Source organism: Paenibacillus lutrae (assembly GCF_009757775.1).
Lineage (GTDB): Bacteria > Bacillota > Bacilli > Paenibacillales > NBRC-103111 > Paenibacillus_F > Paenibacillus_F lutrae.
In genome coordinates, this window is sequence record NZ_RHLK01000001.1 from 215,285 (window position 1) to 231,948 (window position 16,664).

A 16,664-nucleotide genomic window follows, 5' to 3' on the forward strand; every position below is an offset into this window, starting at 1 on the left:
TTACACAAACTAGCCACTATGCAGGACGTTCAGCTTCAGGCTGATGGCCGGTGTGTATCTTGAATCCCGGAAGGAAGATCTTCGTGCTCCTTAATCTGTTCTTGGTCGCGCTCCTCATTATTTTGACAGCCTTCTTCGTCGCCACAGAATTTGCTATTATACGTGTTCGTCCCAGCCGGGTCGATCAGCTGGTTCTGGAAGGAAGGAAGAATGCGATTGCCGTTCAAAGGGTAACCAGTAACCTGGATGGGTATTTGTCCGCCTGTCAGCTCGGAATCACCATTACAGCGCTCGGGCTGGGGTGGCTCGGGGAACCTACAGTTGAGAAAATTTTGTTTCCGGTTTTCGACCGTTTCGGGATTAACGTAAACATGAGTCACATTTTGTCATTCGTCATCGCCTTTGCCCTGATCACCTACCTGCATGTGGTGCTTGGAGAGCTGGCACCGAAATCTCTGGCGATTCAGAAGGCCGAACAAGTTTCTCTTCTGCTGGCACCTGTCATTATCCTTTTCTATAAAGTGATGTACCCGTTTATCTGGGTGCTGAACGGTTCCGCGAACGGATTTATTAAAATGTTCGGCGTCCAGCCGGCAAGCGAGCACGAAGAGGCTCATTCGCAGGAAGAGATCCGGATCATTCTGTCCGAAAGCTATCAAAGCGGCAAAATCAATAAAGCGGAATACGGATACGTGAACCGGATTTTTACATTCGATGATCTGCTGGCCCGTGAAATTATGGTGCCGCGCACCGATATGGTGTGCTTATATGCCAATAAGTCTTTTCAAGATAATCTGTTGATTATTAAAAGAGAACAGTATACACGTTTTCCGGTTGTCCTGGAGAGCAAAGACAATATTATCGGGATTGTGAACACCAAACAGTTTTTTCTGCGCTATGATAACAATCCGGACTTGGATTTTAAATCCTTGCTTCAACCGGTTCTAACGGTTCCGGAGGTTATGCCCGTCAAAACCCTGCTCAAAAGAATGCAGCTGGAACAAGTTCATATGGCCCTTCTTCTAGATGAATATGGGGGGACGAGCGGATTAATAACCATTGAAGATATTCTGGAAGAAATCGTCGGGGAAATACGGGATGAATTCGACCAGGACGAGAAAATTGAGATCGAGAAGCTTGGCAACGATCATTACCTGGTTCAAGGCGTTGCTCTTATAGATGAAATCAATGCCATGCTGGGCATTCATCTCGAACATTCGGTTGTGGATACAATTGGCGGCTGGTTCTATAATCATTATCCTGATCTGGAGACGGGTGTGGAGTGGCGGCATGGAGATTGGATTTTTATCATTAGAGAGAAAGACAAACACCGGATACGGAAAATTGAAATTGAGAAGAAGACACAATCCGGTGAGAGCAATCTAATAAAAGAGAAAGACTTATAAGCCGCGGGTTTCATACCTATCTGCGGCTTTTTTTAATGGCAGGTTGAGGTGAGTCCAAGTTGGCTGAGCTTACTTCAAAGTTCCTTCGCATGGATTGGAAAGGTCTTTATTCTCAACCAGCTTTAATAAAGAATCAAAAAATTGCTTGCGTTCATGCTCCTCAAAATTAGCAAGGAGCTTATCCGCAATTTCATTCTGGGAGGAAAGTACTTGATTAATGCTGGCCTGCGCCAATTCTGTCAGCTCAATCAGAGTTGCCCTGCGATCTTTGGGATCCTGAACGCGGATCAGGAGCTGTTCCTGCTCAAGAGCATCCACAAAATCCGTCACGGTGCGTGCTCTAATACCTAGCTTAGAGGCCAATTCGTTCATACGGATGCTGCCTGATTTAGATACAACAGAAAGAAGGCGGAGCCTGGGACCTGTGATTGCATAGGGGGTATCGAGAGCCGAAAGCTGGGTATCAAATTCCCTTTGGATGGCATGGGTAGTTCTAACAAGTAAATGAATCACGTCGATGGACAAGGGATTAGGAGAGTTGTTAAACATATTTTCCTCCTTGACAAGTTAGGTTAAAATTAATAAGCTCTTTAATAGTGAGGAGGCTCACTATATTATATACACTTAATGAGTGTGCTCATTATATTATACATTCATTTAGAGGTTGCAGCTACGTGTTTATACCTGAAAGCTTTATAAGTAGGGGGATCAAAATGGTTGTTGCGTAAAGGATAGTGCCTCTCGTTCAGATCAGTCTTGCACTCCTGATTGCCGTCTTTCACTTGCCCGCCTTACAAAATTATTTCAACATCTATTGACTTGTATTACGAGCTATTACAGGAGGAAGGATCTAATCATGAACGAATCCACTCACACTCAAGGTGATAAATTACTTCGGGTACTTGTGGTAACCTTAATTTTCTCGGTAATGAACGGCACGATGTTTAATGTGGCTTTACCGGTCATCGGTAAAGAATTTGATCTTGCTCCTTCGCAAGTGAGCTGGATCATGACAGGTTATATGGTCGTCTACGCGATAGGATCTGTCGTCTTCGGTAAACTCGCAGATAACTACAGCCTCAAAAATCTGTTGACATATGGGCTTATTCTATTCGCTTTAGGTTCAAAAGTAGGCTTGGTGGCAGCCGATTATTGGATGGTCGTTCTAGGCCGGATTCTACAGGCTTCAGGAGCCTCCGTGCTGCCGGCGACAGCCATGATTATTCCCATCCGCTACTTTGCGCCTGAGAAGCGGGGAAGAGCCCTGGGTACATCAGCCATAGGGCTTGCTCTGGGTAATGCTCTGGGTCCGATAGTCTCCGGACTCATAATGAGCTTGGGCAACTGGAGAGTTTTGTTCTTGCTTTCTATGCTGCCGCTGCTGACATTGCCGCTTTTCCGCAAATACCTGGATGACGATAAGGGAAAGCAGGGGAAGATCGATATCATGGGCGGAGGCATGCTCGCTTCTGCGGTCGCGCTTCTTCTACTCGCTATCACGCAAAGCAGCTGGGTCCTGGCTATAGGCTGCGCAGTTGCCTTTATGCTCTTTGTCAGCAGAATAAGAACAACTTCGGATCCTTTTATCAATCCGGCACTGTTCGCTAATAAGAAATTCTCAGGCGGACTCTTGATTGCTTTTATCGCAACAGCCATGAATTTCAGTATTACGTTCATGACCCCGCAGTATTTGACGGCACTGAATCAGCTATCGCCCGGGAGTATCGGGATTGTATTGTTCCCCGCTGCAATTGCTTCAGCTGTTCTGGGACGTAAAGGGGGTAAGCTGGCGGATGAACGCGGTAATTTCATGCTTGTAAGTCTTGCATCCTTGTTCATGATCCTGTGTTTTTCCCTTTTATCCACGTTCGTCGGAGTGACGGCCTATGCCATTGCCATCATCCTAATTCTAGGTCAAGTCGGACAAACCTTTATGCAGATTGCGCTATCCAATACGATTTCCAGGACGTTGATGAAAGAGCAGACCGGTGTAGGGATGGGGTTGTTCTCCATGCTGAACTTTATCTCCGGAGCGCTTGCAATGAGCGTTATCGGGAAAATGCTGGATAGGAATTCAGCGGAGTTTCATTTGAATCCATTCGTCGGACATGAGCCGGCATATGTATACAGCAATATTTTCTTCATTATGACTGTATTGACCGTTCTTGTGTGGAGTCTTTACCGGTTGCAGTTCGGAACTCAAATCCGTCCTGTCGAAATGAAGCATTGACACATCCAGGCGAAGCTGGTAACTTGTAAGTAATCTCATATCCCTCAAAGGGGAGTAGCTTATAAATGCTTAGTCGTCATTACGTGGCCTATCAGCCTCCGGCTCTGCATTCGACGTCGTTATTGAAGAACGTTGTTAGCGAGACCTTTGCCTTTCGGCATTGGTCTTTTGCAGGTATAGCAGCCTTTGCCGGAACACCGGCGGAGGCTGCTTTTTTGTTTTATTTTCGTACATTCGAGGAAAGGAGGAGGGAAGGAACTGAACCTGTTCTTTCCCGTGATGCTATTCTTGAAGCAAATATGCAACCTATGAACGGAGGGTGACACTCAATGCTTCAATCTTCATCTAATCGTTTGAATGAGAAAGCACTCGACTTAGCGGCTGCCAGGCATCAGGCGATTCTTAGTAACATTGCTAACGCAGATACACCGGGTTATAAAAGTAAATATGTTTCGTTTGAAGAAGAATTACGGAAAGCAACGGGAGACACGAAAGAATTAGAAGGAATCCGATCACACAAGCTCCATTTTCCGATTCCGGGCCGTGAGGATTCAAGCCTTATTCAGACGAAAACTACAGGGCCGTTCGTATTTAACAACAATGAGAATAGCGTCGATGTAGATAGTGAGATGAGCTTGCTTGCCAAGAATCAGCTTTATTATTCCTTTTACGCGGATAGAGTCAGCGGACATTATAAGAAAATGAACGGAATACTCAAAAATTTAACTTAGCTTATTTATTTAATGAAAAATAAGCACCGAAACCCATCCTAAACTAAGGATGGGTTTTTCGAGTGGTTGATCCTTACTTTAAAATGATGTATATTGATTTTACATTGACATTACAGCAGGTCTAAAAAAAGGAGGAGCCATGTCACCACGTACCAAAGAACAAAATGATGCGATCCGGGAGATGCGGATGAACCAAATTATGCAAGCGGCGGCGGAAGTATATTTAGAGAAGGGCATTCAATTGGAAATACGCGATGTTGCGGTCAAGGCAGAGCTCGGCTACGGAACCGTGTATCATTATTACAAAAACAAGCACATGCTTTTGGAAGATTTACTGTGGGATGCCCTGAATCGAACGGAGTCGGCAGTACTGCCCGCTTTGAAGGGGGACGGAGGCAGTTTGCTTAAAGCGGAGTCGTTCGCAAGGCTGCTCCTGCAAAAGTGTATCCAGGATCTTTCCGTATTTATTTTGCTTAAAACGGTTGCGGATAATTTTCATCACTTCCCGGGCAACCGGTTCACCAAACTGTTTACCGACTTTCAGGAGCGGATCTATTTGCCGTTTGTGGAAATGATTCGCGAAGAAATTCGTTCCAAATCATCGGAGGTAACAGCTAATCTCATATTTGGCTCGCTTGTTGGCTGCACTGCATTGAATATCCACCACAATATGAGCAGCGAGATGGACGTGGAAGGGATCGTCGATATGATTTTTTCAGGCGTACAGTCAAAGGAGAGATGAATGGAATGATCATCCTGAAAACAAGATCAGAAATTGAAGAAATGAGAAGAGCCGGCCGAATTGTCGCTGCTTTTCATCAAATAATTGCAGGTATGATCCGGCCGGGGATCACGACGCTCGATATCGAATCGTTTGCGGTGCGGTTCCTGAAGGAGAATGGCGCCAAGGCTTATACGATAGGATACAACGGTTATCCGTTTGCAACATGTGCGTCTGTCAACGATGTCATTGCGCATGGTTTTCCGGACCGGAAGCCGCTTAAGGAAGGCGACATCGTCAAAATCGACATCGTCGCGGATGCGGATGGCTGGATCGGCGATTCAGCTTGGTGTTATGCGGTCGGCGAGGTGCCTAACGAAGCCCGTAAACTGATGCGGGTAACGAAGGAATGCTTATATCTTGGTATCGAAAAAGCTGTCGTCGGAAACCGGATCGGCGATGTGATGCACGCGGTTCAAACCCATGCCGAGCGCAACGGATTCTCGGTGGTGCGCGAACTGCTCGGTCATGGCGTAGGAAGGGAGATGCACGAGGAACCTAGTTATTCCCACGTCGGGAATCCGGGCAAAGGGTTCCGTTTGAAGGAAGGGATGGTTTTTACGATTGAGCCGATGCTAAATGCCGGAAAAGCGTTAATGACGATTGATGCCGACGGATGGACCGCCAGAACCGCTGACGGCTCGCTATCCGCACAGTACGAGCATACGGTCGCCATTACTGCGGATGGCCCGATTATATTGACCGAACAATAGAATTCATATCCTTTTAGAGGTGCATTCAAGCGTGCTTTCAAGCAGCCCGGGGAATCGCCGGGAGCAGACTGTTGTCATCGATTGTCAACACAGCAAGGTGAAACGTATTTGTTATATGTTGAATAAACGAAGATCCGATACCTATACAATCGGGTCTTCGCTTATATAGGATGGTAATGAGGAACGATTTTAAACTGACGGGCCCTAAGACGCGGATCGAGATGCTTGACCCGGACCGATCTGCTGGTGTCGAACAAGGGGGAAGTCCTAAGTTGAGTTATTTATTAAGATTAAATCAAATGAAAAATCAAAATTACCATGAACTATTCCCGGGCGTTTTAACAAAAGGCTATAGAAATGCGGAGTCTGTTTATATTGAAGATGACTTATTTGTCTTTTTAAAACCGGCGATTAAAAACGGATATGAACCTTTCGAATGTTTCCATCGTTTTGAAATTCCAAAGGAAAATTGGTTTCGGATCATAAGTGGATTCGTCCTGATAAGGGAGTATTTATATAATCATCAGACGACTGAACTAACCGAGTACATACAACCACATTTTCAGACACTCACGGAAAGCACCTTAACAAAGTATTTGAAAAATCGGGTGCAGATTGATGAAATGATCCATGATTTGATTACCTGGATTGAAGAACAGTTAATAACAAACAAGTGTATTACCCTCATTGGAATATAGGGCTTCGAAGGAAGAATCCAAAAGCGTTAAGCGAACAATGGAGTAGTCGGCCATTTCGTTCCGGTATAAAGGAGATGTATAGGTGAATATTGACGTGAAGGTTTTAACGGAAATCATTAATAGCTGGGACCCCGTTGGCCTTTTAGCTGGAGGAGCTCCAGAAGACGAATACAGCATTGAAATAAGGGAAATTGTAGCGGGGGGCACTTTTTATACGCGTGAAACGGACCTAGCGAGACTTATTTACACTGTGTTCAACGACAAAATGGGGGTGAAATTAAATCTTCTTGCTTGTTTAAATCAAGCATTTAAATTAACGGAACAAATGAAATAACAACAGCAATTATTGAACTACGGGTTACTGTATCAGCACTGTGCAAAAAGCCCTGTCGGCAAACATGGATATAATTTTCCTTGAAATACACAATCCCAGGATGTTACATTTTGATAGGGCAGTATAGTCACTACCACAAATGGAAAGAAGGCTGATAACATGGGAATGCGCGGATATTACTTTGCTATAGATGACAACCTGTTGCAGCAAATCACAGCAGGCGACATTGCATGTAAGAGTTTGAAAATAGACGATTATCCCGGACTGGACATTGATAGATCCTGGGAGGCAATTCACTACTTGCTTTGTGGAGATATTTCCGATGGAGAGCCCCCTCTTGGCTATGTTGTTCCGCTGACATCAGACAAAGGCATCGATTTCGGCTCGTTCGGGGCGTTTTCCTTACGCGCCGAGCAAGTTGCAGAAGCGCTTCAGGCTATGTCTGAGCTGGATGAAGCGCAGCTTCGCTCGCGGTATGATTTCCCGGCAATGGTTAAGGACGAGGTATATCCTCTTGAGCCTGACACGGTTTCAGACGAGGATGAGGACGCGTTCTTTGCCTACATGCTACAGCATTTTAACGAAATCCATCGTTTCTACAGCCAAACTGTAGCCGAGGGCAAAGGTCTCATCTTCTATATTTTCTGATTCCAATAAATGAATCATCGCAAGCGGTAAAAAAATCATGACATACTTAAGAAACGACCCCGAGCTTAGATAAAGTTCGGAAATATACGAGCCGGAGGAAAAAAATGACCGAAGAAGTAAACACAGCAGGATGGGATGCAATTGAAGAGGAAGTAACGAAGCTATACGGGAAGCAGGAACCGAAGCATTATGGTACCGCGATTCCTTATATGCTTGGTGGTCAAGACCCATTAGATGGCCTCAGTGCTTATAAAGCGGAAATACCTTTTCCACACTGGCATATTATAACTTTTGGTTTCTCGGAGCTCTATGAGAAGGAATCGGAAAATCCTGATTATAGCGGCTATGGGTTTGAGCTTACTTTTCGGGTTGCCCGTAGTAAGGACGAGGAGGAGCCTCCCGCATGGGCATTGAACCTGCTTCAAAACATGGGGCGGTATGTGTTTAACAGCGGCAATATATTCGCTGCAGGTGATTATTTGGATGCTAATGGACCTATATGCCTGGGAGCCGATACAATGCTAACCGCGCTTGCCTTTATACCCGATCCAGAACTTGATACACTGCATACGGCTAACGGACGGGTTGAGTTCCTGCAAATGGTTGGGATTACTGAGGATGAGCTGGAAGCTATGAAGACATGGAATACACGAGATTTACTTGAAGCTGGAAAAGCAGAACTTCCGGGTTATATTACGGATTTATCCCGAAATTCTATTCTGCGAGTCCCTGCTGTGCAGGAGAGTGTTCGAATAGGAATAGAACGTGACGGTTCGAGCACCGGGTTTTTATTTGTGGATCAATTGGCCTGGGACTGCGGTAAGAATGGTTTGTTCAGTAAGAAGCCGTCTATGCTCACACTAGGAGCGAAGCAAGCTGATACGGTTGGAAAGCTGCTGCGCGGCCGGCTGCTTAAGGGTAAAAATTTGATTTTATCGAACAAAGAGATAAGCGTAACATTGGAGCCCGCTTCAACGACGGGAATCGAAATAGATGAGAATAAGGTCCATTTGAAACTGGATGAAGCGGTTGTCAACGAACTTATAGACGAACTTATGCCCAAAGAAGGAGAAATTCGTTTGTCTTCTTATAAAGATTTAATCATACAAGTCGTCAAAACGTACATCAAGGATCAAGATGGAAATGCGGTATCTACCATCGGTTAAATAGGAACTTTACCTAACATAACAACGAATATATGGAGCTTGCACGAGTTATAGAGTGTCTGAATGTTGGATCCGCTAAAAAATGAATGACGGAGACCCAGTGGAGATAGCAAAATAAAAGAAGAGCCCGCTTCCGAAGCGAGCTCTTTCTCATTGTTACCGATAGATTGATCTGCTATTAGGCTTCTCTTAACTGCTTAATTACTTCCTCAGCAAACGGATCGGTAAACCGAATGGTTCCGTGTTCCTGTATAATTCGCCCTTCCTTGATGCGAAGATCAAGCCAATCTGTAATAAAGTAAGCGTCAAATAGCCCACATCTTGAGTACAAGATGTGGGCTATTTGACGCTTACGTTGAATATGAGCGGCTCCTAAACGAGAGCCCTACAATAGCCCTGCTTTTTGAGCAAAGTGGCAATCTAGAATCTGGAAAAGTGTTTAAGTAAAGAAAAGAGCAGTTCGTCCCTCGTCCAATGGCGGGCTATTTCTGTTCTATTAGCTTTTTTCTGATTAAGCTGGTCATTGTTATATGATTATACCGTTTATGACTTTACTTATTTAAAATAGGTATTTCTCCAAGCAGTTTCTTCAAGTTAATATAATCCCACGGCATATGCTCCGTAATACCTAATCCAACTACATCTGTTTCTTCAGATAGTTCTTTAATCAGATTAAGTAGTTGAGGCATTTGCATTGTTCCCGCAGGAGCTAAATTATAAGGTGCTTCAGGGTTGGCGAATAATAAAGAACGAAATGCCTTTGGGTCAAGCACATCTAAATCAATGTGAATCGCTAGGTGCTTTATGCCACTTTCTTTAATCCACTCTTTTATAGATTCAGTATTGTTCATTAACTCTTTAGTCCCAGCAGTTTTTAAACCTAGTCTTTGAATGACTTCTGTATCTTGTTCTGTAGGAGCTTCTAATCCCGCGATAAAGACATTTTCAGGGTTTAGAGGGATTTTCACATGTTTTGCGAACTCTTCATCTCCTTCTCCCAAAAGATTCCCGAGAGGTAATGTATGTCCGTTGTCATACCCAACAATTCTAACTAAATCGCTGTGGGCATCGATCCAAATTAAACCTAATTTCCCGCCGTATCTTTCGTTTAAATAGGCAAATGGGGCTTGTTCGACTAAGCAGTCACCACCGAACATTACAATGCGATCTGGCTTATGAGCATCAATGATATGATGAGCTGCCTCTAATTGTTCAAGTAACTGTCTTCTTCCATTCGTACCGTTCTCGTTTTCAAGCGGAGTTCCATCATAAGCATGAACGGGTACATGAATAAGGGGTTGATCATTGTCCGGAGCTAACCAAGCAAGTAGTTCGGCTCCAAAAGAGTAGTTAGGGTTGTTTCCCCCTTGCCATTGAGGCATTAACAGGCGTATTGTTTTTTTAGTCATTTTTTTCTCTCCTTTACTTGAACGTAAGGCTAGTATAAAATGAGCACAAATAAAAAAAAAGTACGCACTTTATTGATAGGTACTACCTGAAAGGATAGTGTAAATATGAGTATGGCTGAATATAAAGGTAAAGTTAAAAATATTCAAGATACACCTTTTGGTTATACATTGTCAGTTATCGGTGGTAAGTGGAAAATGGTTATTATTTACCTCCTCGCAGAAAACCAACCGGTTCGTTTTAATGATCTGAAAAGACAGATAGGATCTATTACTTATAAAATATTGAGTTCACAACTAAAAGAATTGGAAGCGGATGGAATGGTGAAACGAAAAGAGTATCCCCAAGTTCCCCCTAAAGTCGAGTACAGTCTCACAGATAAAGCGGAAACATTATTACCCGTTTTGGAAGAGTTATGTGAGTGGGGAGTAAAAAACCAGAATAATTAAATCCATCGACAAATGCAGCCATATCCACTGGATAAGATCCAATCATAATTTTAGGTATATTCATTATTAGCTCAACTAGCTTTGTTACTCAAAAGAGAACTCCCTCCACAACACTCCGCATTCTTTGCCAATGTTCAGCCATATTCTCGCGACCACCTGCCTTTTCAATGTAAGTTATTCAGCTATCGTTACCCGTTAGACCAAATTTGAATGAAGGTAGTCCGGACAATAAATTGAAAGCATTAATCGATCCGGAATTGATTAAACAGAGGTGGGGGACAGTCGGCTTCACGACTTGCAAAATCGCGGAGAGAGCGGTTGTGATTGACAAAGAACATATCTGTATCGGAATCATATTCAGAATATTGAAACGATAACTGCCCAAAAAGCGTATAATTTAATGCGATATACCCTTGCTTTTTTTCAAACACATAATCCAAGAGGAGTGAGATGAAGTTGAAGAACAAATTAGCCGTTACCGCAATTGGAGCTGCCATGGTACTCAGTATGGGTACAGGTGTGTTCGCCGGAGCCAATCTCCAGGAAATTAAAGCTTACTTAAACGGGTCCATCACGGTAAAATATAATGGTTCCCCGGTCCAGTTGCAGGACGAGCAGGGAGCTGTCGTGCTTCCGATCACCTATGATGGCAACACCTATCTTCCGGTACGCAGCATTGCCAAAACCTTGAACGTGGCGGTCAACTACGACGGGGCAACTAACACGGTCCTGTTAGGCGAGCAGATTGAAGGCGTCGCACTGGCCAAGAGTTTCAGCGATTCTTCGTATCATACAAAAGATCCGGATTTGACTACATACAAGGGCAAAGACTATAAAGACGTTTATTTTGATAACGCAAAATCGACCCGGGGCAGCAGTTTTATGCTGTATCCGAAAGGCAAATACCAAAAGCTCGTGCTCCAGGCAGCCGCGACGGGCAATGATATCGAAAAATTTTTCGTTCAAGACAGTGACAGGGATATCAAATTAAAAATTACGACAATCGCCGTCGCCGAAGGTTTGAAGACCATTGAAGTTGATATTGCCGGTGTCGATAAACTATTCGTTCATGCAGATATCAAAGGAAGTGGAGGCTTGTTCGTCCCACTTACCACATCGTACTTCAAATAAACCAGTCCGAGAGTAGAACAGGACAAATGCGGAAAATGGCAATCTTCGAGACATCTGTGGAAGGAAGCAGACTATAAAACGCAGATCAGCTAGCGTTAAACTAACGAGGTATCATCACGAATGAAACAGCGACAGTCTAGGACTTATTTTGGGTCCTTGACTGTCGCTGTTCTAGACAGATTAATTTAGATATTTCCCATATTGCGGAACTGCTATAGTATCAAAATTGTCCGTCAATCTCTTCAAGCTATTTGTTAATATTGCTCCGGTAAAGGGAGGACCATGACCAGTAACTGCATTCACCGGGTTTAACTTTTCTAATAACTTAACCGATTCTGCAGCAGCTTTCCAATCTGTGGTTAGATACCGAGGGGGACCGCTTATTTCTGGTGTTTGGGTTACAACACTATACAAATTCTCTTGCTTGACTGTTACAAAAGCATCACCCGCAATAAGCGAACGATCCCGTTCTCTAAATAATGAGACATGACCAGGAGTATGTCCCGGCGTGTGAATCCAGCGCCATTCCGGCATTGCCGGCACCGTGAAGTCGGAGGGGAGCTTTGTCACATGATTGCCAAGATGGATAGCTTCATTTGGAAATAATGGAGACATTTTAGCAACTAATCCACCTTCAACACTCGGATCTGGTTCTGGATAGTCTTGCTTTCCAGTTAAATAAGGTAATTCCAGCTCATGGGCATAAACGGGAACTGCCCAATGTTGTACTAATTCGATGATGGCTCCGACGTGGTCAAAATGCCCATGCGTTAAAATGATGGCTTGCGGTCTGCTATTAGGGCCGAACCGTTCTTCTGATGCTCGAATAATCGTGTCACCGGAATGCGGCATTCCTGCATCCACTACTATCCATTTATCCGAATCAGGCTGACCGACAAAAATGACGTTGACAATTTGAGTTGTTAAACAAAATAAATCTGAGCTGATTTCCTGTCCTACACCACTCTCGGTAGAGGTGACAGGCAAGTAGTGGTAGTCATTCCCATAAGACATTTCTTTATCCATTTCAGTTCGCCTCCTAGTATATCGCCTTAATCACCCTTGCAGCCAGTCAAAAACAATAAAGCCTGCTTAGTAATAAGCAGACTCAATTTCATCCCTAAGCATTCAAATCATAGAGTCCAGGGCTATGTTCATTTGGCATTTCAGGTAAGTAGGGGAGGGGAAACCCATCTGGAGGTGATATTACTTCTAGTTGCCCTCCATTGCGGCTAGGTGTTGTGCCGTTAAAGATCTCACCGATACGTGTCTCATCCAACCGAAAGTTAAACTGTGCATTGTGATATCCGAGATCCACATACTTGCGGCATTCTGGATATTTATTAAGATCGTAATTGGGAACCGGGAACAGCTTGCCCCATTCAACTCCCAGCGTTTCCAAGGCTTTAGCGAAGGCGTTCTGATGCGCGTTATCCCTTACGATTAGAAACGCAAGTGTTTCGCGAAAAGTTTGGTTTGAACTCATTTCATAAATTCGAGATTTCTGCAGGACCCCAGTTGATTCTAGGATTAAATTGTCTAACAAATCACTAATCAGATTGCCATGGCTGTATACATAATTTCCTAACCACGGATTTCCAGCCGCATCGACAGGCAGAGAAGCTTTCGCACCCATAATGAAATGATGCGGATTGGCATATTTAATGGCTTCATCCAATGGGGCTGTATCTGCTCCTGCATTTCCAGGTGAGTTTTCCCCAGAGTCATTAAGCAGTTGGTTAATGGTTTGTTGGACAAGCTCAACATGGCTGATTTCTTCGAGAAACACACCGCGTATTAAATCGCGATATTGTGTAGCGTTTCCGCGAAAATTACTGCTTTGGAAAAAGTATTGCATCATCGTGCGCATTTCTCCAAACTGGCCCCCAAGCGTTTCCTGTAGAACTTTAGCGGCTGCCGGATCCGGTTTGTCTGGTTTAATCCTATTAATTAAATCTTCCTTGTAGAAATACATTAGAAATTCTCCTTTTTATTCAAGGGCATGATTATTCATCATAAGTATGCCTTGTTTTTTGATACAGAAATTACTATTTGTTCCTTCTGAAATAATTATGCAAGCTAGTTTAAGGAGGATAGGATTCAATTGGAGCATAAAACGAAAAAATCCGTCAGAACCCCCCAATGTGGAGATGACGGATTTTTAATTTGTTTTGGATCCAGACAGCCTTTAAGATAACGAAGATGTCCCGTTGGTGATCAATCAACTTCTTGAAGCTTATGGAAATAATGGATTGGCTGTTCTAGTCCAATAGGGATTTGACATGGATTCCTTTTCAGCAAAAAATGGTTAAACAATCCGGCTAAGATTTTTTCCCGATCAACGTGTAGCTCATGGGTAGCTTTTCTTCTTTTTCCACATGGTCGTAAATGCAGGAAATATCATGGGGGTGCTCCTCGTACTCTGTGATATTGATGCCGCTTTGAATAACCGCGTTAAAAATGGAAGCCAGCGTGTGGCTGAAGCTGTAATTGGTTTGAGACTCATAGGTCGTATTCCCGACATAGTCGATACCGGTATTGGCGATCCAGGGATCGCTTTTGAAATATGAAAAGGCGATTTTCAACGGGTCTTCAAATTCAGGCTCATCCTCCATAGCCAGCATGTTCAGTAGTGGGTGCATTTCATAAATAACTAGCATACCGTCTTTTTTCAGCAAGGTAGAGGCAATGCCGAAAAATTTGTGTAAATCAGGCAGCCAGGTGAGCGCTCCGATGGAGATGTACAGCAGGTCATACTGGTTGATATGCGTACTATCAATGTCATAAACATCGGTGCGCACGAAAGTGCAGGGCAATCCGGAAGTTTCGGCAAGCTCTTTGGCTTCCTCTATGACATGATCAGAAATGTCGAAACCGGTGCCACTTTGAGCCCCGAGGTTGACCAGGGACAACAACTCCCTGCCGTTGTTGCAGCAAAGCTGTGCTACACGTTTTCCTTGTAGTCCGAGCCGCCGAAATGTGTCCGTGATGTGTTCGTCGAGGGTAGAGAAGCCTATAGCTTGAAAGGCCTCCTTTAAATTGATCGGATTGTGCTTCTGATGGATCGGATTCACTTCATTCCAGGCTTCACGGTTGGATTGGGTGTACGTTTTGATATTCATTTGAACAACTCCTATCCCATATAGAATGTATATGCAAATAAAAGAACCGCACACCGTCCAAAGACGGCATACGGTTCTGTTTCAATTAGAATTGCTGCATGCCCAGTGTGTTCAGCTTCTCGCCTGTAATATCAATGTTCGCTTTCGCAGCAAGCTCGGTGTAGTGAGCAACGCGGCGGCGAATCCGATTGTCGGTTTCATCGAGGTTGCCTTCCTGTCCACCGTTGATAACCATGATGGTTGTACCGAATCCTGGTACAAGCCCTTTCGCTAGCTGCGCAGCTGTCGGCACATAATTGCCAACGATCACATCGTGAGCAGAAGGTTTAGGATCTTGAGGCGTCATCCAGAAGAGCATCGCAGTCATAAAGCCGAGGCGGCCATCGTCTGCAATTCGGTCTGGATCGTTCAGCAACACGTTTTTATCTCCGTAAATGATAGAGCTAAAGAGTCCGTAGTTATAGTTCCAGCTCAACTGGATCGGACCGCGTCCATGATAAGACTTGCCGGCGACAGGCGCGTAGTCTGTATATTCAGGGGCAATGTAGCCGATTGAACCCGAATTGACATAACTCCGCTCTTCGTTGAAGAACAATCCCCATCTTAGTTCGCCATCCGGAGCTGTCGGCCAACCGCCGCCTGTCTCATGGGCGATGTTAGCGATGAAGGCTGCAAACTCGCGCTTGCGGTCTTTCTCTACACCTTCCTTGAGGAACGTTCCAAAATCGACAATCCGGGTGATCAATGGCTTGTTAATTTCCCCAGGGGCGTTGAAATCCGCTGAACGATGGATCAAAGTTTCGGTTTTGGTTGTTTTATCCAAACGATACAGTTCTCTCACTAACGGGCTGCCTGTACGGTATACTTCCTTGTATTTGATATTGGCTGTATCACGAACTGCTGCGATGAAATTGTCATAGGAGTAATAGTCGCTTAATTCAGCTCTGTAGTAATCTTGATTCTGGGCAATGGCGTGCCAAGCCGGCGTTCCAGCGCGACGAGGAAAGAGTGTCTCGTACTCAGCGCGAGGCAGAATAGATGTAACCGCTTGCGTAGCTTTGTCAGGACTATACTGCTCATTGATGCCCTGCCAGGAATTGTTGATCTGATCCATCGTCAAGACACGGCTTTGGCCAACGTTTAGGACCGGTCCTGTACCTTCACCGGCAGTGGTTTTTACGGACAGAGTCGCACCTGCCGATTCATTGTTTGCGCCATCTACAGCTTTTAACGTATAAGCATAAGTCGTGCTAGGTTGAAGATTGCTGTCGGTATACGTTAAGGATGCAGTAGTGCCCACCTTTACATTGTTGCGATAAATATTGTATCCGGTTACAGAAACGTTATCGGTAGAAGCTCCCCACGTCAGTGTGATCGAGTTTGCCGTTTTGGCTGTATTCGTCAGTGCGGATGGTGCTGTAGGCGCTTGCGTATCTACTGGAGCCGTGTTGACTAATTGCCATGCGTCCGACGAAGAAGGTATGCTGCCATAGGACCACCATTTGGCTTTATACGTTTTGCTTTGGTACGTTACAAGATCGCCGGCTACATATGCCTTATTACTTTGCCAAGCTTGAGCCGCCACAGGGGACGTCGCCATTACCATCGTAACGGGCGCGAGTACCGTTATACTAGTTGCTACAGTTACACTTTTAAACATAAGATTGGTAGACAAAAGCAACTTCTTCATCATAAATCTCCCACCTTTATCCTATAAAATTAGTATTACACATTGATATTATACAACAAGACCAGTAAATTCCATAGGAAGGAAAGAGTCTTTCAATTAAATAATAGATTTTTATCATTTTTGGTAACTATGTGATGGTGCGCGGACTCAGGAAGTAA

Annotated in this window: 17 protein-coding genes; 11 read left to right on the forward strand and 6 right to left on the reverse strand. The window is 44.3% G+C overall.

The features are described from left to right. The first annotated feature begins 83 nt into the window (after nt 1-83). Nucleotides 84-1,406, forward strand: coding sequence for a CNNM domain-containing protein (locus EDM21_RS01005; protein WP_166541768.1), 1,323 nt, complete (start codon nt 84-86; stop codon nt 1,404-1,406). Nucleotides 1,407-1,475: 69 nt separating this feature from the next. On the opposite strand, the gene EDM21_RS01010 is transcribed toward EDM21_RS01005, so the two are convergent. Then, nucleotides 1,476-1,955 (reverse strand): MarR family winged helix-turn-helix transcriptional regulator, encoded by a 480-nt coding sequence (locus tag EDM21_RS01010; RefSeq protein ID WP_157332042.1) that lies wholly within the window; start codon nt 1,953-1,955, stop codon nt 1,476-1,478. 307 nt (nt 1,956-2,262) lie between these two features. Here EDM21_RS01010 and EDM21_RS01015 point away from each other — a divergent pair, with 307 nt between their 5' ends. The 8 genes from EDM21_RS01015 to EDM21_RS01050 all read left to right on the forward strand — a co-directional run bounded on the left by EDM21_RS01015 (nt 2,263) and on the right by EDM21_RS01050 (nt 8,707). Then, complete coding sequence (locus EDM21_RS01015; protein WP_157332044.1) at nt 2,263-3,636, forward strand: MFS transporter; 1,374 nt, start codon at nt 2,263-2,265, stop codon at nt 3,634-3,636. Nucleotides 3,637-3,965: 329 nt separating this feature from the next. Beyond that, the gene (flgB, locus tag EDM21_RS01020) at nt 3,966-4,367 is read left to right on the forward strand and encodes a flagellar basal body rod protein FlgB (RefSeq protein WP_157332046.1); all 402 of its coding nucleotides are present in this window, start codon (nt 3,966-3,968) and stop codon (nt 4,365-4,367) included. Nucleotides 4,368-4,506: 139 nt separating this feature from the next. After that, nucleotides 4,507-5,109, forward strand: a complete 603-nt coding sequence (locus EDM21_RS01025; RefSeq protein WP_157332048.1) for a TetR/AcrR family transcriptional regulator — start codon at nt 4,507-4,509, stop codon at nt 5,107-5,109. Nucleotides 5,110-5,114: 5 nt separating this feature from the next. Next, nucleotides 5,115-5,861: a type I methionyl aminopeptidase gene (gene map / locus EDM21_RS01030; RefSeq protein WP_157332050.1), complete on the forward strand. Its 747-nt coding sequence runs from the start codon at nt 5,115-5,117 to the stop codon at nt 5,859-5,861. A gap of 272 nt (nt 5,862-6,133) precedes the next feature. Then, nucleotides 6,134-6,559, forward strand: coding sequence for a hypothetical protein (locus EDM21_RS01035; RefSeq protein WP_157332052.1), 426 nt, complete (start codon nt 6,134-6,136; stop codon nt 6,557-6,559). Nucleotides 6,560-6,641: 82 nt separating this feature from the next. Continuing rightward, nucleotides 6,642-6,893 (forward strand): hypothetical protein, encoded by a 252-nt coding sequence (locus EDM21_RS01040; protein WP_157332054.1) that lies wholly within the window; start codon nt 6,642-6,644, stop codon nt 6,891-6,893. A gap of 159 nt (nt 6,894-7,052) precedes the next feature. Further along, on the forward strand, nt 7,053-7,541 hold the full coding sequence (locus tag EDM21_RS01045; RefSeq protein WP_157332055.1) for a YfbM family protein: 489 nt from the start codon (nt 7,053-7,055) through the stop codon (nt 7,539-7,541). 104 nt (nt 7,542-7,645) lie between these two features. Beyond that, nucleotides 7,646-8,707, forward strand: a complete 1,062-nt coding sequence (locus EDM21_RS01050; protein ID WP_157332057.1) for a suppressor of fused domain protein — start codon at nt 7,646-7,648, stop codon at nt 8,705-8,707. A gap of 551 nt (nt 8,708-9,258) precedes the next feature. On the opposite strand, the gene EDM21_RS01055 is transcribed toward EDM21_RS01050, so the two are convergent. After that, nucleotides 9,259-10,116, reverse strand: coding sequence for an arginase family protein (locus EDM21_RS01055; protein WP_157332059.1), 858 nt, complete (start codon nt 10,114-10,116; stop codon nt 9,259-9,261). 105 nt (nt 10,117-10,221) lie between these two features. Between EDM21_RS01055 and EDM21_RS01060 the strand changes: the two genes are divergently transcribed. Continuing rightward, nucleotides 10,222-10,563 carry a winged helix-turn-helix transcriptional regulator gene (locus EDM21_RS01060; RefSeq protein WP_157332061.1) on the forward strand — a complete coding sequence of 114 codons (342 nt, stop codon included), beginning with the start codon at nt 10,222-10,224 and terminating at the stop codon, nt 10,561-10,563. 450 nt (nt 10,564-11,013) lie between these two features. Beyond that, nucleotides 11,014-11,694: a stalk domain-containing protein gene (locus EDM21_RS01065; protein ID WP_338043903.1), complete on the forward strand. Its 681-nt coding sequence runs from the start codon at nt 11,014-11,016 to the stop codon at nt 11,692-11,694. A gap of 180 nt (nt 11,695-11,874) precedes the next feature. Here the strand turns inward: EDM21_RS01065 and EDM21_RS01070 are convergent, their stop codons facing one another. The 4 genes from EDM21_RS01070 to EDM21_RS01085 form a co-directional block, all read right to left on the reverse strand. Then, on the reverse strand, nt 11,875-12,720 hold the full coding sequence (locus EDM21_RS01070) for an MBL fold metallo-hydrolase (protein WP_157332065.1): 846 nt from the start codon (nt 12,718-12,720) through the stop codon (nt 11,875-11,877). 94 nt (nt 12,721-12,814) lie between these two features. Continuing rightward, complete coding sequence (locus EDM21_RS01075) at nt 12,815-13,669, reverse strand: manganese catalase family protein (RefSeq protein ID WP_157332067.1); 855 nt, start codon at nt 13,667-13,669, stop codon at nt 12,815-12,817. Nucleotides 13,670-14,015: 346 nt separating this feature from the next. Beyond that, nucleotides 14,016-14,816, reverse strand: a complete 801-nt coding sequence (locus tag EDM21_RS01080; RefSeq protein WP_157332069.1) for a class I SAM-dependent methyltransferase — start codon at nt 14,814-14,816, stop codon at nt 14,016-14,018. 85 nt (nt 14,817-14,901) lie between these two features. After that, nucleotides 14,902-16,509 carry a glycoside hydrolase family 19 protein gene (locus EDM21_RS01085; RefSeq protein ID WP_157332071.1) on the reverse strand — a complete coding sequence of 536 codons (1,608 nt, stop codon included), beginning with the start codon at nt 16,507-16,509 and terminating at the stop codon, nt 14,902-14,904. Between the last annotated feature and the right edge of the window lie 155 nt (nt 16,510-16,664).